Source organism: Blautia faecis (assembly GCF_020554845.1).
In the GTDB taxonomy this organism is placed as follows: Bacteria; Bacillota; Clostridia; order Lachnospirales; family Lachnospiraceae; genus Blautia_A; species Blautia_A faecis.
Map to the genome: position 1 here is coordinate 76,262 of NZ_JAJCIA010000002.1, position 19,863 is coordinate 96,124.

The 19,863-nt window shown below is 43.4% G+C and carries 17 protein-coding genes; 11 read left to right on the forward strand and 6 right to left on the reverse strand.

What is annotated here, in order from left to right; all coding sequences use genetic code 11:
• Nucleotides 1-208: 208 nt before the first annotated feature.
• The 4 genes from LIZ66_RS01510 to LIZ66_RS01525 form a co-directional block, all read right to left on the reverse strand.
• Nucleotides 209-841 (reverse strand): manganese catalase family protein, encoded by a 633-nt coding sequence (locus LIZ66_RS01510; RefSeq protein ID WP_173719384.1) that lies wholly within the window; start codon nucleotides 839-841, stop codon nucleotides 209-211.
• Between the two features lie 6 nt (nucleotides 842-847).
• Nucleotides 848-1,123, reverse strand: a complete 276-nt coding sequence (locus LIZ66_RS01515) for a spore coat protein CotJB (RefSeq protein ID WP_118581087.1) — start codon at nucleotides 1,121-1,123, stop codon at nucleotides 848-850.
• Nucleotides 1,120-1,533, reverse strand: a complete 414-nt coding sequence (locus LIZ66_RS18680; protein ID WP_306797037.1) for a spore coat associated protein CotJA — start codon at nucleotides 1,531-1,533, stop codon at nucleotides 1,120-1,122. The genes LIZ66_RS01515 and LIZ66_RS18680 overlap by 4 nt, the downstream gene beginning before the upstream one ends.
• A 136-nt stretch (nucleotides 1,534-1,669) precedes the next feature.
• Nucleotides 1,670-2,323 (reverse strand): restriction endonuclease, encoded by a 654-nt coding sequence (locus LIZ66_RS01525; protein WP_118581084.1) that lies wholly within the window; start codon nucleotides 2,321-2,323, stop codon nucleotides 1,670-1,672.
• 602 nt (nucleotides 2,324-2,925) lie between these two features.
• Between LIZ66_RS01525 and trkA the strand changes: the two genes are divergently transcribed.
• Nucleotides 2,926-4,284 carry a Trk system potassium transporter TrkA gene (gene trkA, locus LIZ66_RS01530; protein ID WP_148462537.1) on the forward strand — a complete coding sequence of 453 codons (1,359 nt, stop codon included), beginning with the start codon at nucleotides 2,926-2,928 and terminating at the stop codon, nucleotides 4,282-4,284.
• 12 nt (nucleotides 4,285-4,296) lie between these two features.
• A complete protein-coding gene (locus tag LIZ66_RS01535) occupies nucleotides 4,297-5,736 on the forward strand; it encodes a TrkH family potassium uptake protein (protein ID WP_226837116.1) in 1,440 nt (479 codons plus the stop codon).
• Nucleotides 5,737-5,836: 100 nt separating this feature from the next.
• Here LIZ66_RS01535 and LIZ66_RS01540 read toward each other — a convergent pair whose 3' ends face one another.
• Both LIZ66_RS01540 and LIZ66_RS01545 read right to left on the reverse strand, forming a co-directional pair.
• Complete coding sequence (locus LIZ66_RS01540) at nucleotides 5,837-6,610, reverse strand: DUF6062 family protein (RefSeq protein WP_227200037.1); 774 nt, start codon at nucleotides 6,608-6,610, stop codon at nucleotides 5,837-5,839.
• Between the two features lie 35 nt (nucleotides 6,611-6,645).
• Nucleotides 6,646-7,266: a TetR/AcrR family transcriptional regulator gene (locus LIZ66_RS01545; RefSeq protein WP_173718378.1), complete on the reverse strand. Its 621-nt coding sequence runs from the start codon at nucleotides 7,264-7,266 to the stop codon at nucleotides 6,646-6,648.
• Between the two features lie 348 nt (nucleotides 7,267-7,614).
• Between LIZ66_RS01545 and LIZ66_RS01550 the strand changes: the two genes are divergently transcribed.
• The 9 genes from LIZ66_RS01550 to spoIIIAC all read left to right on the forward strand — a co-directional run bounded on the left by LIZ66_RS01550 (nucleotide 7,615) and on the right by spoIIIAC (nucleotide 19,820).
• Nucleotides 7,615-11,196, forward strand: coding sequence for a YhgE/Pip domain-containing protein (locus tag LIZ66_RS01550; RefSeq protein ID WP_226837120.1), 3,582 nt, complete (start codon nucleotides 7,615-7,617; stop codon nucleotides 11,194-11,196).
• Between the two features lie 294 nt (nucleotides 11,197-11,490).
• Complete coding sequence (locus LIZ66_RS01555; protein WP_226837172.1) at nucleotides 11,491-12,630, forward strand: FtsW/RodA/SpoVE family cell cycle protein; 1,140 nt, start codon at nucleotides 11,491-11,493, stop codon at nucleotides 12,628-12,630.
• 102 nt (nucleotides 12,631-12,732) lie between these two features.
• A complete protein-coding gene (gene acpP / locus LIZ66_RS01560) occupies nucleotides 12,733-12,966 on the forward strand; it encodes an acyl carrier protein (RefSeq protein WP_021924300.1) in 234 nt (77 codons plus the stop codon).
• Between the two features lie 331 nt (nucleotides 12,967-13,297).
• Complete coding sequence (gene gltX, locus LIZ66_RS01565; protein ID WP_227200040.1) at nucleotides 13,298-14,752, forward strand: glutamate--tRNA ligase; 1,455 nt, start codon at nucleotides 13,298-13,300, stop codon at nucleotides 14,750-14,752.
• Nucleotides 14,753-14,771: 19 nt separating this feature from the next.
• Nucleotides 14,772-16,601 carry an ATP-dependent helicase gene (locus LIZ66_RS01570; RefSeq protein ID WP_227200042.1) on the forward strand — a complete coding sequence of 610 codons (1,830 nt, stop codon included), beginning with the start codon at nucleotides 14,772-14,774 and terminating at the stop codon, nucleotides 16,599-16,601.
• Nucleotides 16,602-16,864: 263 nt separating this feature from the next.
• Nucleotides 16,865-18,013: a hypothetical protein gene (locus LIZ66_RS01575; RefSeq protein WP_226837125.1), complete on the forward strand. Its 1,149-nt coding sequence runs from the start codon at nucleotides 16,865-16,867 to the stop codon at nucleotides 18,011-18,013.
• Between the two features lie 117 nt (nucleotides 18,014-18,130).
• Entirely contained in the window at nucleotides 18,131-19,039 is a 909-nt protein-coding gene (gene spoIIIAA, locus LIZ66_RS01580; protein ID WP_330382709.1) for a stage III sporulation protein AA, read from the forward strand.
• Nucleotides 19,036-19,551, forward strand: a complete 516-nt coding sequence (locus tag LIZ66_RS01585; RefSeq protein WP_226837127.1) for a stage III sporulation protein AB — start codon at nucleotides 19,036-19,038, stop codon at nucleotides 19,549-19,551. Before spoIIIAA ends, LIZ66_RS01585 begins: the two co-directional genes overlap by 4 nt.
• A gap of 74 nt (nucleotides 19,552-19,625) precedes the next feature.
• A complete protein-coding gene (gene spoIIIAC / locus LIZ66_RS01590; RefSeq protein ID WP_021924294.1) occupies nucleotides 19,626-19,820 on the forward strand; it encodes a stage III sporulation protein AC in 195 nt (64 codons plus the stop codon).
• Nucleotides 19,821-19,863 lie beyond the last annotated feature (43 nt).

Below are 19,863 nucleotides of genomic sequence, written 5' to 3' on the forward strand. Positions count from 1 at the left end.
TGCACGAATCCGATGATATAGTTCCAGAGGATATTTGTGGTGACTTTGAAGTTGAGTAAACGAACAATTGGTATGGGGAGAAAAAGCCTGCTGACTACTGTTTTGAAGCTGCCCAGCAATTGCCGGGCAGTATTAGAGCGTGTTTAAAAAAGGTTTTCTGTGAGATGTGTATTGCTGTTACGGTTATCTTTATGACCAGCAGCATATGCTATTTTGCTTCAGGTGCACAGCTTGCAGAGCAGGGATTGTCAAAGCCTGGATTGAAAGCGTAGAAGTTTTTAGCATCCAACTGTTCCTGGATGGAGCGAAGTGCTTCACCAAATCGCTGGAAATGTACCACTTCCCTTGCACGCAGGAAACGGATAGGATCAGCAACTTCCGGGATATTTCGTACTACACGGAGAATATTGTCATAAGTGGAGCGTGCTTTCTGTTCTGCTGCAAGGTCTTCAAATAGATCCGTGATTGGATCACCTTTACTCTGGAATTCGCAGGCATTAAATGGAACACCCCCTGCTGCCTGTGGCCACACGCCAACTGTGTGGTCAATATAATATGGTCCCAGCCCGGAATTCTCAATTTCTTCCATAGTGAGGTCACGGGTAAGCTGGTGAACCATGGTGGAAACCATCTCCAGATGTGCCAGTTCTTCAGTACCGATATCATTAAGCACAGCTGCAGAGGTTCGGTTCGGCATGGTAAAGCGCTGGGAGAGATAGCGCATAGAAGCACCGATTTCTCCATCCGGGCCACCATACTGGCTCATAATGAACTGAGCCAGCTTCGCATTTGGCGTTTTGATATTGATTGGATACTGTAATCTTTTTTCATAATTCCACATAAACTGTCACGCTCCTTCCTTTTCCCATGGAAATGGCTGCTGAGACCATTTCCATGCATTTTCACTGCTTACAGCTGCACTGTCGATGGTCAGAGGACCGTATTTCTCAGCATATTCGGCCATCAGCTGGTTGCGACGGTCAGAAATATCGGAAAAATAGCGCAATGCTTTTTGATCCTCAGGGTGAGTATCCAGATAAAGAAGCATGTCATTGACAGCGAAACTAACCTCATTGATCTGCTGTAAAAAAGAGCATCTTGGGGAAGGCTGCTTTCTCATCATCTTCGAATACCTCTCTTTCCACAGAATGGTTTACAAAGCTGTGGGAAAATAGTGCCCACAGACAAGGCATAGTCAAGAGCATAGGCTGAAGTGAAATTCTGATATGGTACATAGGCCATTGCTGGTGTCAGGTGTTTCAGGTGCTCATACATATTATCTGTTTTTGATGAAACTGGTTTAGTGCAGGGGCAGTTTGGTGTTTGGGAAATTGGCGGATTGTATGAAGACTTCACAGGTATGAAATCACCGGAATTTTTATATGGTCTGGTACAGTCTGAGGACTCACAATTCATTTCGCTGCAAGAAGTCTCTCGCCGCATTTGCGACAGTGGAGCGGGAGAGAAATTCATCATCCCGCAGGTTCTATTATAAGGGCGGCAGCCCGAACGGTTCATCTGATAATTTTCCATAAACAGATCCTTTCCTTATTCCGTAAGGTCTTTCCCTTTATTCTATGTAAAAATATATAAATGTGTTTATATAAGAGAATGTAATAGTTACGTATACTGTTGGTGGTGCAGTGAAAAGAACGGATGGTATTTTTTATTATGGCTTTGGTTTTAAGAGATACACATGCACAAAATAAATCAGTGCGGGAATCAGAAATACAAGATTTACACCGCCTGCCAGGAATTCAGGAACGTTGCCTGCTCCTTGAAATGTAAATTCAAGGAAAAGGTACAGTGCTCCAGCTAAAGTACTTAACATCCAGTTCTCCCAGCCCAGCCAGCCAAGAAGCCCAGCCAGAATCAGGGAAAATTCCCGATAATACTGCAAATAAGTATCCGAAGAAAATGGAAAAACATTTCTTAGAAGATAACATCCAAATAGGATTCCAAGAATATTCATTGCTCTCATTATTTCAAAAATCAGACTTGTACTCTTTAACATAGAGCAGTTGTCCCATAGCTTTACATCTAATTTATTGGCTGCGCTGATAGCTGCCTTGGTGAAAGTGCCATTTGTCATAACGATGCAGCGGTCGCAGTCATAGTATTTGCCCCCGGCATAGACCTCTTGCACTGCTTTATTCCCAACTGGATAAGAATAATATTTGCATTGAACTGCATATTTTGAAAAATGTTTGTAGGCAATGATGTCAACACCCTGGTCACCACTTTTTTTGGTAACTTCTACATGGTGAAATCCCTTTCGGCGCAGCATCCGGGCGCATTTATATTCAAATTTGTGTCCATTCATCTGGTAAAATCCCTTATTTTGAGTTATTGTTTCGTTTTTTTATACAAAAACAGCAGAAATCGTTTCATGATTTTTTCAAAAGTCTTTCACACTTTTATCACATTTGTTTCGTATATTATTAACTGTAGAAAGCACCAAGTCTTTCTTAATTTAATATTTTTCTTTTTCATACGCGCCGGTGCGAAAGCACCGGCCTCCTTCCATTTCTGGGGAAAATATCCTGTTTATAAAGTTAACGGCGAAAGCCAAATTCGGGAAAATGAAATAAAGTATATTTATAGAGATAAAGTCATTGTACTACATATGAAATAAAAAGTAAACACCTGTTCGAACAACACGTTGCTGTTCACTCCGTTCACAGTAACGCGCTTCGCGATGCACAAAAATCACGCATTCGCATGATTTCGCGCCGCACTTCCCGGGTTTTGTGTGAACAAAGTTCACAGTTAACTTCAAACATACTCTAAGATTTACTGTAAGAAAATGACTATTTCCAAAAGCAAACAGTAGTGCTATAATAGCAGTGTTTAGAATGTTAGGAACAGACTCATTTTTTGTCTGTGACCTGACATTTTCCTATTATTTATATATTTGGAGGAGTTATGCAAATTATAATTGTCGGGTGTGGAAAAGTTGGACGTACACTTGCAGAGCAGCTTCAGGAAGAGGATACTGATATAACTCTGATCGATATCAATCCGGACAGGATTAATGAGATTACAGATGAAGTAGATGCTATGGGCGTTGTTGGAAATGGAGCAAGTATCAATACTCTTATGGAAGCGAGAATTGAGACTGCAGACATTCTTATCGCAGTTACTGTATCAGATGAGATGAACCTTCTATGCTGTCTGATCGCCCAGAAGACTGGTCACTGCCACACAATTGCCCGTGTGCGTAATCCGATTTACAGTAAGGAGATTGGTTTTATCAAGGAGCGTCTGGGTGTAACCATGATCATCAACCCGGAACTGGCAGCAGCCCAGGAGATTTCAAAACTTCTGCGTTTTCCATCCGCCATAAAGATCGATACTTTTGCCAGAGGCAAGGTAGAACTTCTGAAATTTAAAGTAATGCCTGAATTTGAACTGGATGGAAAGAGCATTCAGCAGATTACGGAGCACTTTCGCTGCGATATTCTTTTCTGCGCTATTGAGGGAAAAGATTATACTACCATTCCAGGCGGTACCAATGTGATCCGGAATGGAGATGTGATTTCTATTCTTGCTACCCCGCAAAATGCAGCAGTTTTCTTTAAAAAGATTGGCTTGAAGACCCATCAGGTAAAGAACACCGTGATCGTAGGAGGTGGAACTATTTCTTATTATCTTGCCAAGGCCCTGCTTGCCATGAAGATCAAAGTCAAGGTAATTGAGAAAGATAAGAACCGCTGTGAGTTCCTAAGCGAAGAACTTACAGATGCTACGATTATTAACGGTGACGGCACAGACCGTTCCCTTCTTCTGGAAGAGGGGCTGGAAAGTGCTGAGTCCTTTGTAACTTTGACCAATATGGACGAGGAGAATATTTTCCTTTCCCTTTTCGCAAAGACTATTTCAAATGCCAAGCTGGTTGCCAAGGTAAACAGACTTGCCTATGACGATATTATTGACAGTCTGGACATCGGAAGTGTTATTTACCCGAAATACATTACTGCAGATTATATTTTGCAGTATGTAAGAGCAACTCAGAATTCCATTGGAAGTAATGTGGAGACCTTGTATCACATTCTGGATGGAAAGGCAGAAGCTCTGGAATTTAAGATCTGTGATAATTCACCTATTGTAGGAAGGACATTGTCCGAACTGAATCTGAAGAAGAATCTTCTGGTTGGATGTCTTTACCGGGATGGCAGTGTGCGCATTCCTCGTGGACATGATGCCCTGGAGATTGGAGACAGAGTTGTAATTGTTACCACGAACAGAGGCCTTCGTGATATCAACGATATACTTGCAAAGTAAAGGAGTCCGGACATGAATTATTCCATGATATCTTATATTCTTGGCTGGATCTTCAATTTTGAAGCGGCATTTATGATTTTGCCAGGAATTACAGCAATCATTTACCGGGAAAAAAATGGTCTGGCATTTCTGATCACGATGTTGATCTGTCTCACAATTGGAATTCCACTTACCAGGAGGAAAAGAAAAAGCAAAGTATTCCATGCCAAAGAGGGTGCTGTTACAGTTGCTCTCAGCTGGCTGGTACTCAGTATTGCAGGAGCCCTTCCCTTTATTATTTCAGGAAGTATTCCACATCCTATAGATGCAATATTTGAGACTGTTTCCGGTTTTACCACGACTGGAGCCAGTATTTTGAACAATGTGGAGGCACTTTCTCACTGTATGCTGATCTGGAGAAGCTTTACCCACTGGATTGGCGGAATGGGAGTACTGGTATTTATTCTCTGCCTGCTGCCTCTTACCGGTGGATATCACATGAATCTGATGAAAGCAGAGAGCCCGGGACCGTCTGTCAGCAAATTGGTGCCGAAGGTACAGTCCACAGCCAAGATTTTGTATACCATATACATTATTCTGACTATTGTGGAGATCATTTTCCTTCTCATTGGAAAAATGCCTCTGTTTGATACATTGTGCCTTAGTTTTGGTACCGCAGGTACCGGTGGTTTTGGTGTCAAAAATGACAGCATTGCAAGCTACAGTACGTATAATCAGGTGGTGATCACGGTCTTTATGATTCTTTTTGGAATCAACTTTAATGCCTATTATCTGCTTCTGACAAAGAAAGTAATGCAGGCAGCGAAGAATGAAGAGGTACGTTACTATCTGGGGATTATTGGCCTGGCCATTGTAGCTATCGCCATTAATACAAGAGAAATGTTTACAAGCTTTGGAAGTGCTTTCCAGCAGGCTGCTTTCCAGGTGGGGTCCATCATTACGACTACTGGATATGCTACCACAGACTTCAATGTGTGGCCGGTATTTTCCAAGACCATTCTGGTTATCCTTATGTTTGTGGGAGCCTGTGCAGGAAGTACAGGCGGCGGTATCAAGGTATCCCGTCTTCTGATCCTGTGTAAATCTGCACGCAAGGAACTGCAGCTGTATCTGCACCCAAATGCAGTGAAGAAGATCAAGATGGATGATAAGGCGATTCCCCATGAGGTGGTGAGAGCTACAAATATGTTCCTGTTTGTGTATATTATGATTTTTGTTATTTCACTGTTGATCATAAGTCTGGACAATCTGGATATGGTTTCCAATTTCACTGCGATCGCAGCCACTTTGAATAATATAGGACCTGGTCTTGGAGCTGTGGGACCTACCGGGAACTTTGATACGTATTCTTATATTTCCAAGGCTGTTATGATCTTTGATATGCTGGCAGGAAGGCTTGAAGTATTCCCGCTGTTACTTTTGTTTAAGAGAGATACCTGGAGAAAGTTCTGAAAACTGACAAATATAAAACTCCTCAAATTAACACGCTCTAAAGAATGTTAATTTGAGGAGTCTTTATTTGCGTAAGCAACGAACAGGAGCTTGTTTGGTTTTACTTGTCCATAGTATAAGGCTCATCTGCCGGATATCCTCCTGCCGCTTTCTGCATTCCACGCGGCAGTGCATCCTTGGAAGTACGCCAGTCCGCATCTTTATTGCGGTAATCAAACTTATCGCAGAACCAGTCCAGATCATCAGAAAGCCTTTGCATATTCTGCTCCATCATTGGGAAAAGGATAGCGTAAAAGGCTTTTTTCTCTTTATCAGATAAAGCACTTTCAGCTGTTTCAACAAGATCTCCGAAATGGGGAATGCAAAATCCCTTACAGGTTTCAAAAAGCGGGAGAAATTCCTGATTTTTTTTAAACAGTTCAAAAAAAGTATCCAGATATCTTGCATAGGTATCTTTATAAAAATTGCAGATATAGCAGGTATCTTCCTGTTCTTTTACCCATGTGCCAAGAGAAGTCTTCGGTGCCTCTGTATCTGTGTTCCTCTTCTTAAATCTGGAAAAAACGGAAGTCCTGGAAGGGGCGAAAATCCTGATCTGTTCATGAAGTTCTTTTGTTTTGTACTGAAAATGGGTTTTCAGAATCAGCCCTGTACCCAGACGGTTTCCGTAGTCATACATTTTCTTATAGTGGGTACGGCAAAAGCCCATTTTATCAGTTTCTGCCCGTACATCGTCTTCCATATAAGATGCGCCGGCACCTAAAACGAAATCCATGGCATGCTGTTCCAGCTGGCGCTCCACAAAACAGAAAGGGCATTCGTCCTCTGCTTTAAAAGCATCCATCAGGGGAATGGTATATAATTTTTCTTTCATCTGTAAGGTCTCCTTCAGGATTTTAATGTATAAGTCTATAATTTTTCAACATCTGCTCCATGGATAAATGCCTGCAAAATACAGTCTATCGTCCGATGAAGATAAGGACGGTATTCAGCAAGACAGACTGGCTGGGAGTGAAGAATACAGCTGTAACTTGTGGAACTTACCAGTTCAATAATGGTAAAAAGAAGCAGCTCTGGGGAATCATACTGTACATCAGATTGATCCAGAAGATTGAGATATTCCTGGAAAAATGGAAAATCATCGTCATCTGCCTGTTCCTGAAACGCATCCTTAAAAACTCCCCAGGACAGATTCTTGGAAATAAAGCCAAGCAGACTACTCTCAGTTTCCAGCCTGTCCAGAATATTATCTACAATAAAATGAAGCTGTGCAGTGAAACCGGTAATGTGGGAGGCTTCCAGAGCGTCATGCGCCTCGGAAAAAAGTTCGCCGGCTTTGTGAGAGATCAGCTTATTTCGAATATCATATTTATCTTTAAAATAGAGGTAAAAAGTTCCTTTTGCAACACCTGCATTTTCCACAATATCGGAAATGGTTGTCTTGGCAAGCCCCTTAGTGGTAAAGAGTTCAAAGGCAGTGTTGTACAGAGCACTTTTCTTCCTTTTTTTATTTAACTCCAGTTTTCCCATGCCAGTTCCTCCTAAGCTTATGTCTGTCAGACATTCTATAAATAAAAGTTTACTGTCTCTTCCAGCAGCAATAAAAGTCGGTTGTTACAATTATAGCTTCACTATCTGAACTTTTCTTGATAATTATGGTGGTTTATTTCTATTTTAAACAAAAATGACCAAAAGTCAATATCAAAACAGGAAAAGATTTGGGTAAAAAGCAGATATTGACTACTGGTCAGTTTTGTTGTATAACTTTCATAGGCTAAGAGATGACTAACTGATGTCGGGAAAACAGATACGCTGCAGGACAGCGAGAGGAGTTTGCAGACGTCAGATATTTAAGTAAGAATTAAGGAGTTGGCTAACATGAACCGAAATAAAAAGATTCTGAATGTTACAATGGCTGCCGGAATGGCTGCCGTCCTTGGAACTACACCGGTAATTGCTGCAGCACAGGAAGCAGACAATGGAGTATCCAAGGAAGAAACCGTATATGTAAACGCTACTGCAGAAGGTGAAATAAAAGACATCACCGTATCTGACTGGCTGAAGAATTCCGGATCAGCAGAGGGAGATATATCCGATGTATCTGACCTGGAAGGAATCAAGAATGTAAAAGGTGATGAAACCTTTACCCAGGATGGCGACAAGGTTACCTGGAATACAGACAGCAGTGATATTTACTATCAGGGAACTTCCAACAAGGAACTTCCGGTAGATATGAAGATCAAATATTATCTGGATGACCAGGAAATTACTCCAGAGGAGCTTGCTGGCAAGAGTGGACATCTTCGTATGGAAGTTTCTTATACAAACAAATCCAAAAAGACAGTAAAAGTTGATAAAAAAGACGTAGAAGTTTATTCTCCGTTTGTTATGGTAACCGGAATGATCCTTTCTTCCGATAATTTTTCCAATGTTACCATTGATAATGGAAAGGTGATTTCCGATGGCGACAAGGAAATGGTTGTAGGAGTTGCAGTTCCAGGTTTAAAGGACAGCCTGGATTTAAGCGGTGACCTTTCCGATAAGATTGATATTCCGGAAGGATTCACAATGGAGGCTGATGTTACAGACTGTACTATGGGAAATACTTTCACTATGGCGGTTACAGACTTGCTCAGCAGTCTGAATCTTGAGGATTCCGATGATTTGGATGAACTTCAGGATTCTCTGGATGAACTGGATGATGCAGCAGTGAAGCTGGTAGATGGATCTAAGGATCTTTTTGATGGAACTAAGAAGCTTTATGATGGAACGAAAGATCTTTATGATGGAACCGAAAATCTGAAAGACGGAACCAGCCAGCTTTATGATGGAGCCAAGGACCTTGATGACGGAGCCAAGACTCTGAAAGATGGAACCAGCCAGCTTTATGATGGAAGTAAAGATCTGGATGACGGAGCCAGTCAGCTTTACGACGGAGCCAAGACTCTTAATACAGGAGCCGGTCAGCTTTATGATGGAACTACTTCCTTATACAGTGGAACAAAGACTCTGTACGATGGAACCAGAACGCTTTATGGCGGAGCCAATACACTGGCTTCCAGCTACAATGAATTTGATGCTGGTGTGGCAAGTGCCAAGACTGGTGCTTACCAGTTAAACAGCGGTGCAAAAACACTGCAGAGCGGTATTTCCCAGTATACTGCAGGGGTGGATTCACTGGCTTCTGGTGTGAACAGCTACACAGAAGGTGTTGACACTGTAAACAGCAACATGGCAGAGTATAATAAAGGAATGAAATCCCTGACAGATGGTGTGAACAAATATGTGGCTGGTGGAAATCAGCTGGCAGACGGTGTAACCGCTTATGTAAATGGTGCAACTCAGCTGACTGACGGAGTAAGCACTTATGTAAGCGGTGCAAGTGCCCTGGCACAGGGAACCAAGGACTATGTAAGTGGAACATCTGCACTGGTTGAAGGGGTAGGACAGCTGGCACCTGGAATCCAGCAGGCTTCAGAAGGAATCAGCGCTGCTTCTGCAAAACTTACAGAAATTGCCAAGAATGTAGCAGCTGCAAAGCCGGAAACAATGGTGAAGAGCCTGAATCAGTATGCAGATGGAGCTGATTCCCTGGCTGACGGTGTAACGGAATACGTTGGAAAAGTAGGTGAGGCTGCTTCTGGAGCAGCAAGTGTTGCAGAGGGTGCAAAGAGCCTGACTGATGGTACAGCGGCTCTTGTTTCCGGTGCAACTCAGGTAAAAGACGGAATTGGAAAATTAAAAGAAGGAACAAGCTATTCAATCAGTCAGATCGGCGACAGTGCCTCTAAGACAATGAAGGATTCAGCAGCAAGTATCCATGAGGCAGCTGCCCAGATTGAGACTACGGTTACTGCACAGTCCGCAGGGGTATCTACAGATGCTGCCGCTGGTGCAATCAGTGCAACCCAGAGCTCTATGAGCAGTGCAATCGCAACTTTACAGGGAGCACTTGGAACAGAGGGACTTGACGAAGGAACTGCAGCAGCTATTAATTCTGCAATCGAGCAGTTAAATGCAGGTCTTGGAAATGCTTCTGCCGCCCAGGGTGAGCTAGGTAACATTCAGGCACAGTCACAGGTAGCTGTCCAGGCTGAGACAAACGGAAGCAGTGTTCAGGAATCCTTAAATGCCATTGCGTCCACCCTGGAAGGTGCAGCGGGCAGTATTTCAGAAGCAGCATCAGCGAGCTCCTCAACTTTAGCTGGTGAAGCAGATAAACTGATTGCAGGTGCAGCTGCTGTTGAATCAGGAGCCCAGACCGCAAATGCAGGAGCCGCACAGCTGAGCACAGGTGCTGATTCTCTGAACAGTGGAATGGCACAGCTGAAGGAAGCAGGTGAAGGTCAGTTATCTACAGGAGCATCAAATCTGAAAGCAGCCGGAACGCAGGTAAGAGAGAGTCTGACAGCAGTAAGCAGTCTGATTGCAGGACTTGGAGATCTTTCTTCCATGACAGATTCTGTGAATCAGTTAGCGGAAGGTGCTAAACAGATTTCAGAAGGAAATGAGAAGCTTCAGGCTGGCTATAAACAGTTACAGGATACCAAGGCTGCTGAGACACTTACAAGCGGAGCAGATCAGATCCTTAACAGTGAGAAGACTATTACAGATGGAATCAATACCCTTCAGGGCAAGGATAATGCCAATGCAACAGCACTTCTCAGTGGCGCAAGTACATTAAAGAGTGCAAAGGAGAGCCTTGATGCAGGTATCAGTTCAATCAGCAAAGCAACCGGCAAGCTGGTAACTGGTGTTGGTCAGATTGCAGCAAACAGTGTGGCACTAAGAAGCGGAGCTTCTCAGCTGACAGCAAGCAGTGATACCCTGAACAGTGGAGCATCCCAGCTGACAGCAGGAACCAAGAGCCTTGTAAGCGGAGCAGGTACATTAGCAGCAGCCAGTGGACAGGTAAAATCCGGTATTGCACAGCTAAAGAACGGTGCTGCAGATCTGAGAAGCGGAGCTTCCCAGTTAAGAAGCGGTGCAAACAGTGTTAATAATGGAACTCGTGAATTGAAGAGTGGTACATCTTCTTTAGTAAGCGGAACAAAAGATCTGAAAGACGGAACCAAGACTTTGAAAGATGGAGCTAAGGAGCTGAATGACGGAGCTAAGACTCTGAAAGACGGAACAAGCAGTCTGAAAGACGGAGCTAAGACCCTGGATGATGGAGCAAAAGACCTGAAGGATGGGGCAAAAGATCTGAAAGACGGAGCTAAGGATCTGAAGGATGGAGCAAAAGATCTGAAGGATGGTGAGAAAGAGTTCTACGATGAGGGTATCAAGAAACTGAAAGATACTATGGAAGATGATTTCCAGAGTGTTCTGGATCGCCTGGAAGCACTCCAGTCTGATGATGCTGCTTATACATCCTTCACAGGAAAAGATGCTTCCATGAGTGGCAACGTGAAGTTCATTATTGAAACAGAAGGCTTCGATGATGGCAGTGAAGACTGATCTTAAGCAGGTCAGATATAAATTTCTATAAGGAAACAGAGAAGGGCAGGAGAGTATCCTGCTCTTTTCTATTACGGGATAAGCCCTGCAGCCGTTATCGTTCACGGAGTAACAGCACCTTTTGGTTGCACCTGCAAAAAGAGTCTGCTATAATGAAAAACAATTAAGGAAATAAAAGAGTTTATATAAAAATGAACAGAAAAAGGTGATAAAGTGGATATTGCGAAAAAGAAAAAAGCAAGTATCCGGTCAGGAAAGAAAAAGGCAGGTCCTGGCTATAAGTCCAAGATCAAAATGAAAAAGGCGAAATCAGATTACTATGATTTTAATCTGGTCGCAGTAATCATATTGATCATGTGCTTTGGTCTGATCATGCTTTACAGTACAAGCTCTTACATGGCTCAGATTAATGAAGGGGACGATATGTTCTATTTCAAAAAACAGGCAATGTACAGTATCGGCTGTCTTGTGCTGGCAATTATAGTGTCCTATTTTGATTATCATATTCTGGCGAAATTTCCGTTTTTGATCTATGTAGTAGCCGCTGTTCTCATGGTGCTGGTAAAGACTCCCCTGGGAGTCACCTCTCATGGAGCGAGAAGATGGCTGAAGCTTGGGGTACAGTTTCAGCCGGCAGAGATTGCAAAGATTGCAGTGATCATCACATTGTCCTATCTGATCGTCAAAATTGGAAAGAGAGCGGAAACCCTGAAAGCTACTATGGTACTTCTGGGAATGGGCGGCATTCAGGCCCTGTTTGCATATGTGTTTACGGATAACCTGAGTACTGCTATGATTATTTTGGGGATTACCGTAGGTCTGGTGTTTATTGCACATCCAAAAACAAAACCATTTGTTATCCTTGCTGTTGTTGCGGTTATTCTGGTGGCAATCCTGGTATACAGTCTTTCCCATATGGATCAGAGCTCTAACTTCCGTTTACGTCGTATTCAGGTATGGCTTCATCCGGAGGATTATGCAAGCGGAGATGGCTATCAGACTCTGCAGGCTTTGTATGCAATTGGTTCAGGAGGTTTCTTTGGCAGAGGTCTTGGAAACAGTATTCAGAAGCTTGGAAGTGTGCCTGAGGCACAGAATGACATGATATTTTCCATTATTTGTGAAGAACTGGGGATTTTTGGCGCGATCATGGTTTTGGCGTTGTTTGGTTATCTGTTGTACAGATTGTTTTTTGTTGCACAGAATGCACCGGATATGTTTGGCTCCCTGCTTGTGAGCGGCGTTTTTGTACATATCGCTTTGCAGGTTATTATGAACGTGGCTGTTGTGCTGAACATCATGCCAAACACAGGTGTCACATTGCCATTTATCAGCTATGGAGGTACCTCCATTTTGTTCCTGATGGCGGAGATGGGACTGGCCTTAAGTGTGGCCAGACAGATTAAATTCCAGGAGCCGGAATTTATCCTATAATTCTCTTGACAAATGAGCCAGCAGATTATATACTTTCCGCAGTGTATGACATACGGCTGATGGAAGCCGGTTTTCGAGATATTTATTAAAGGAGAATGAGCAATGTTAGAAAAGATGAGTGAAATGATCGCAGAGCAGCTTAACTGCGACGCAGAGACAATTACAGCAGATACTTCTTTCAAGGATGACCTGGGAGCAGATTCCCTTGACCTCTTCGAGCTTGTTATGGCTCTGGAAGACGAGTACAACATCGAGATTCCGGCAGAGGAGCTTACAGAGCTGAACACAGTTGGTGATGTGATCGACTATCTGAGAGATAAAGGAATCGATGCTTAATTTTTTTCGCAGATGATGATCTCCCGCTACTGTTCACTGGTAACATTCCGCGAGGTGTTTCTGTGAACAAAGTTCACAGAAAACCCGAGAATTAAGTTTGCGCAGCAAACGCTACTTCTTGTGCTTGTCACAAGAAGGTTCGTCTTTCTGTGCATCGCGAAGCGCGTTACGGTGAACGGAGTGAACGTAACGATCTCCCTGAGGCTGGGCTTCAGGGGGATTTTTTCTATGGACATTTTGAATGGATTAGGTATATAATGTGAAAAGGCAATTGCCATCACGGAATGGCAGCAGAAGATAAGAAAGAATAAACAGGGAGAATAGAGAAGACATGACTAAGATCAGAACCAGATTTGCACCAAGCCCTACTGGCAGAATGCATGTTGGAAATTTACGTACTGCGTTATACGCATATCTTATTACAAAGCATGAAGGCGGAGATTTTATTCTCCGTATTGAGGATACAGACCAGGAGCGCTATGTAGAGGGCGCTGTAGATATTATTTATCGTACTATGGAGAAGACTGGTCTTATTCATGACGAAGGTCCGGATAAGGACGGTGGATATGGCCCATATGTACAGAGTGAGCGCCAGGCACAGGGGATTTACATGAAATATGCCAGACAGCTTGTAGACCAGGGCGACGCATACTACTGTTTCTGCCAGAAGGAAGAATTAGAGAGCATGAAGCGCGTGGTAGCAGGCAAGGAGATTTCCATTTATGACAAACGCTGCCTGAAGCTTTCCAAGGAAGAAGTTCAGCGCCGTCTGGATGCCGGAGAGCCACATGTAATTCGTTTTAACATGCCTACAGAGGGAACTACCACTTTCCATGATGTAATTTACGGAGATATTACAGTAAACAATGAGGAGCTTGAGGATCTGATCCTGATCAAATCTGACGGATATCCGACTTATAATTTTGCTAACGTTGTAGACGATCATCTTATGGGAATCACACATGTAGTACGAGGCAATGAATATCTTTCCTCTTCCCCGAAATATAACCGTATCTATGAGGCATTTGGCTGGGATATTCCGGTTTATGTACATTGTCCGCTGATCACGGATGAAACTCACGCCAAATTGTCCAAACGTTCCGGACATTCCTCCTATGAGGATCTTCTGGATCAGGGATTTGTTTCCGAGGCAATTGTAAACTATGTTGCACTTCTGGGATGGAGTCCGGCAGATAATAACGAGATCTTCAGTCTCAAGGAACTGATTGAAAAATTTGATTATCATCACATTAATAAATCTCCGGCTGTATTTGATATTAACAAGCTTCGCTGGATGAATGGCGAGTATATTAAGAAAATGGATCCGGAAGTATTTTATGAAAGAGCACTTCCATACATGAAGGAAGTTCTGAAGGGAGACTTTAACTTTAAGAAAATTGCAGGAATGGTTCAGACCAGAATCGAAACTTTCCCTGACATTCCGGCATTGATTGATTTCTTCCAGGAAGTTCCGGAGTATGATGCATCTATGTATTGCCATAAGAAAATGAAAACAAACGAAGAGACTTCTCTTACAGTTTTGAAAGAAGTTCTTCCGCTTCTGGAAGCTCAGGAGGATTACACCAATGATCCGCTGTTCGCTTCCTTAAGTGAATTTGTCAAGGAGAAAGGTTACAAGAACGGCTATGTAATGTGGCCTCTTCGTACAGCTGTTTCAGGTAAGCAGATGACACCGGCAGGCGCTACCGAGATCATGGAGATCATTGGCAAGGATGAGACAATCCGCCGTGTGAAAGCTGCAATTGAGAAGCTTGAGAATCTGTAATGAAGAATCTGTCTCAATTATGAAGAAAAATCCATCTCAATTAAGGGCAATCGCCCACCTGTCAGGACCTATGATGGTTCTGGCAGGCCCCGGTTCGGGGAAAACTTCAGTGATCGTTGAAAGAACTGCATATATGACTGGTGAGGGGGAAATACCGGCGTCCTCTGTTCTTGTTGTAACCTTTTCCCGGGCTGCAGCAAAAGAGATGAGAGAGCGTTTTTTGAAGTTTACCGGACAGACCTCCACGGCTGTTACCTTCGGAACCTTTCACGGTGTTTTTTATGGAATTCTGAAGCAGGCTTATGGACTTGGTGCCGGCAATATTTTGTCAGAAGAAGAAAAATATGCCATTTTAAAAGAAATGACTCTGGAATTTGGTCAGGAACTAGCGCAGGAGGGAGATTTCCAGGAGGATGTGGCAAAGGAAATCAGCGTGGTAAAAGGGGGGAGGATTTCCTTGGATCACTATTATTCTTCCTGCTGCCCGGATGAGATATTCCGCCAGATTTATAATGGGTATCAGAAGGCTTTGCGTCAGAGAAGAAAACTGGATTTCGATGACATGCTTCTTTGCTGCTATGAACTTTTTGTCAAGAGAAAAGATATCCTGGCGGCATGGCAAAACAAATTCCAATACATTATGGTAGATGAATTTCAGGATATCAACCATCTCCAGTATGATATTGTAAGGATGCTGGCAAAGCCCAGGGATAACCTGTTCATAGTGGGAGACGATGATCAGTCTATTTATCATTTCCGTGGCGCCAAGCCAGAGATCATGCTGAACTTTACCAAAGATTATCCTAAGGCAGAAACGGTTCTTTTGGACATTAATTATCGCTGTACGAAAAATGTACTTCAGGCAGCCATGAATGTGGTGGGCTGCAACCAGATCCGCTTTAAGAAGAGGCTGTCTACGCCAAATGAGCAGGGAAAACCTGTGAAGGTGATGGAATTTGACAATCCAAGAGAAGAGTATGTGAAGATTGCCGCCTTTTTGAAGAAGCGGCTGGAGGCAGGAGAGAATCTGGAGGATACTGCAGTGCTTTTTCGTACCAATCAGGAGGCAGAGGGGCTTGTTGGAGCCTTGATGGAGTACCAGATTCCTTTTACCATGAAAGAACAGCTGCCCAATCTGTTCCGGCATTGGATCAGCAGAAACCTGATGGCATATCTGAAAATGGCAGCAGGAGACAGGACGCGAAAGCTTTTCCTGGAAATCATGAACCGCCCCAACCGGTATATAGCAAGGGATGCCCTGACTCAGACCACAATCTCATTTTCTGCACTGAGAGATTTCTATAAAGATAAAGACTGGATGTGCGACAGGATTACCACACTGGAAACACATCTTCGGATTCTTTCCACTTTAGCACCCTATGCTGCAGTGAATTTTATCCGAAAAGGAATGGGCTACGAGCAGTATCTGATTGAATATGCCCAGTATCGTAAAATTCGTCCAGAGGAGCTCCTTGAGGTCCTTGACCGCATACAGGAAAGTGCCAAAGGCATGAAAACCCTGGAAGAGTGGGAAAACTACATAGAGGATTACACAAAGAAACTGGCCGAACAGGCGAAAAAACAGGAGACGAAAAGGGAAGGGATTGTAATTTCCACCCTTCATGCGGTAAAAGGGCTGGAATACGATAAAGTTTATATTATGAATGTAAACGAAGGGAGCATTCCCTATAAAAAAGCGGTTCTGGCAGAGTCCTTGGAAGAAGAACGCCGGCTTTTTTATGTAGGCATGACCCGGGCGAAGAAAGAACTTATGCTCTGTTATGTGCGCCGTCAGTACGATAAAGAGCGTGACCCTTCACGGTTTCTGGAAGAAACCGGGCTGTTCTAATTTCCTCTTGTAAACGTAAACCTGATAAAGTATAATGATGTCTGTTGTGAAATTATAACAAAAAAAGAGGTAACTATTCAGGAGACAGTATTCCGCGAGGTTGTTTTTGTGAACACAGTTCACAGAAAGCCCGGGAATTGCGGCGTGAAATCATGGAAAGCATGATTTTTTGTGTATCGCGAAGCATGCAATTGTAAAGCATGTAATTGTGAAGGTACGGAACAGTTACCAAAAGAGTACTATTGCGGAAGCAGTGCAGATAAATGAAGAAAAAGATGAAATGGAGAAACCGCATTTTCTGGCTCAGGATCCTGATCATGGTTCTGGTCATTGTGGGATCTTATCTGGCATATGCCTTTATATACAGAGGCAGAAATGAGCCGCCCACCAAGAGGAAAACCACCAATCAGGAAGCGGCTTACTATACGCTTCGTGGACAGATCCAGATGCTTTCCCAGAAAGAAGAGCTGATGGCATTTGCCTTTGAAGACAGGAAAAAAGAGCGGGAATACGGAACCTATATTATTCCTGGTCTGAAAGCAACACGAACCCTTCTTACCAGTGAAGGTGATATGCCGGCCATGTGTACCACTATGACACCGCAGGGTCTGGCAGTAACAGAGGATTATGTTTTTGTAAGTGCCTATTGTCATGCGAAAAAGCATAACTCTGTGATCTATATGATTAATAAAGAATCGCACCGTTTTATAAAAGAAATTATTTTGCCCGGACAGCCACATGTTGGCGGTCTGGCGTATGACAGTGAACATCAGATTCTGTGGTATTCTTCAAATACGCAGGAGCTTGCCCAGGCAGTGAGTCTTACCATGGAATCCATTGAAAATTATGACTATGATGCGGGTAGGCATCCTATCGCGACCAACCAAATAGCCAGCCTTTACGGAATCGTCCGTGATTCCTTTATGACCTTTTATGATGGGTGTCTATACGTTGGCTGCTTTACAAAATATACAGACAGTGCAATTGCAAGATATGCAGTAGATGATCAGGGAAACCTGATAAATACTATGGATGAAGGTCTGGGAATGAACTTTGGGATGGCAGTTCCCCTTGATTATTCCACCATTTCCGAACAGGCACAGGGAATGGCTTTTTATAACGACAAGCTTCTTTTGTCTCATTCCTTTGGAATTCTGCCTTCCAGAGTGGTATTTTATGAGAAATCCGATAAAAGGCTTTATGTAGATGAAAATTCTGCTGTCAGCTATCGGTTTCCGGAACGAATCGAACAGATTTTTGTGGATGGGGATGACTTGTACGTGCTGTTTGAATCCGCTGCTTATGCATATAGTTCAGCGTCTGTGAATATTGTGGACAGGGTTTTAAAACTGAGCCTTCCCAGAATGGAAGAATACCAGCAGAGCATACAGAGTAATGTGAGCCAGTATTAGAAGGATTTTTCAAACACGCTCTAGAGCCTGTAAATCTGGTGGATTTATTTAAGAATGAATCCGGGATTGTCCACATATATTAAAATTGAGAGGTGATACAACATAGAAGCAGAGCAGATTCAGAACCTGTTTGCGGGCAATATCCGCAGACTGTTGATGAATGCAAACCTTGATTATGACAAAATATATGAGATACGGTTAAGAGTAGGACGACCGCTGTTCTACACCTATGACGGAGGTGAGGGTTTCCTTACCGACCATGATGGCAAATACGTGGTGACAAGGGAAGATCTGAAGGAAACCATGGAATATATAAGTGGTTATTCCCTTTATTCCTATGAAGATGAAATGCGCCAGGGGTTTCTTACTGTTCAGGGAGGTCATCGGGTAGGTGTTACCGGAAAGGTGATTCTTGACGGCAATGAGATCCAGGGAATGAAATATATTTCCTGTATCAATGTACGTCTGGCTCACGAAGTGGTAGGCTGCGCAGACCAGGTGATGCCCTATATCCGCAAAAAAGACTGGGTAGCGCATACTTTGATCGTTTCTCCGCCAAGAGGGGGGAAAACAACCCTGCTTCGGGATATTATCCGTCAGCTGAGCAATGGTGAGGAAAAGAAAAAAATGCCGGGGGTAACGGTTGGCGTTGTAGATGAGAGAAGTGAGCTTGCCGGTTCCTATCAGGGAGTTCCCCAGAATGACCTTGGTATGCGTACGGATGTGCTGGACGGCTGTCCAAAGGCAGAAGGGATGGAAATGCTGATCCGTTCTATGTCTCCGGCAGTTGTGGCCGTAGATGAACTGGGACGGAAAGAAGACTTTAAAGCTGTGGAATCTGTGATTCACAGTGGATGTAAAGTAATCGCCACCGCTCATGGAAATTCCATTGAGGACGTGATCCATCAGCCTTATTTTGAAAGGCTGGTGAGAAGAAGAGTGTTTGAACGGTATATTTTCCTGGACAAGGGAGAACATGCGGGAACCATACTTGGAATTTATGACAGAAACGGGAGGCCTTGTTGAAAACAGCAGGAATCATTCTGATCCTTTTTTCCGGAACAGGTCTTGGATTGTGTAAAAGCATGGAATTGACAGCCAGACTGAAAATTCTGGAAAAACTGGCTCAGCTTCTTCTGTTACTGAAAGGGGAAATCCGCTGCACAGGGGCGACGTTGGAAGATGCCTTTCTTGATGCTGCAGCAAAAATGCCAGGAGAGTACAGGCTTTTTCTCAAAGAAACTGCAGGATGGCTTCAGCAGCGGCCTGGAATTACCTTTGATGAGATTTTCAGGGAATGCGCGGTAAGACTGCTTCCCCTTTACAGACTTTCAGAGGAAGAGAGGGAAAGCTTTCTTTCTCTGGGCGAAAAACTGGGATATCTGGACAGGGAAATGCAGGTGGCACAGCTGACACTTCTGGAGGAGGAGCTAGGCTACAGGATAAAGACTCTGAAAAGTGCTATGCCAAAGCAGCAGAAAACATATCAGAGCATGGGAATTCTGGGCGGAATTCTGCTGGCAGTCTTGTTGTGGTAATTTCATATAATATCTGGAAAAATTGCCTGGAAAACGGTTATGTAAGGCAGATAACGGTAAGAAAGGAGGCCCCCTTGGAAGTCAGTATTATTTTTAAAATAGCTGCTGTGGGGATTCTGGTCTCCGTGCTTTCTCAGGTTCTGAAACACAGCGGCAGAGAGGAACAGGCTTTTTTAGTCAGCCTGGCAGGTCTCCTTGTGGTACTCTTCTGGATCGTACCATATATTTATGAGTTGTTTGACAGCATAAAAAAATTATTTGAATTGTGATCTGATTCACCAATATCCTGTCACCTGTGTTCAGGAGGTGGAA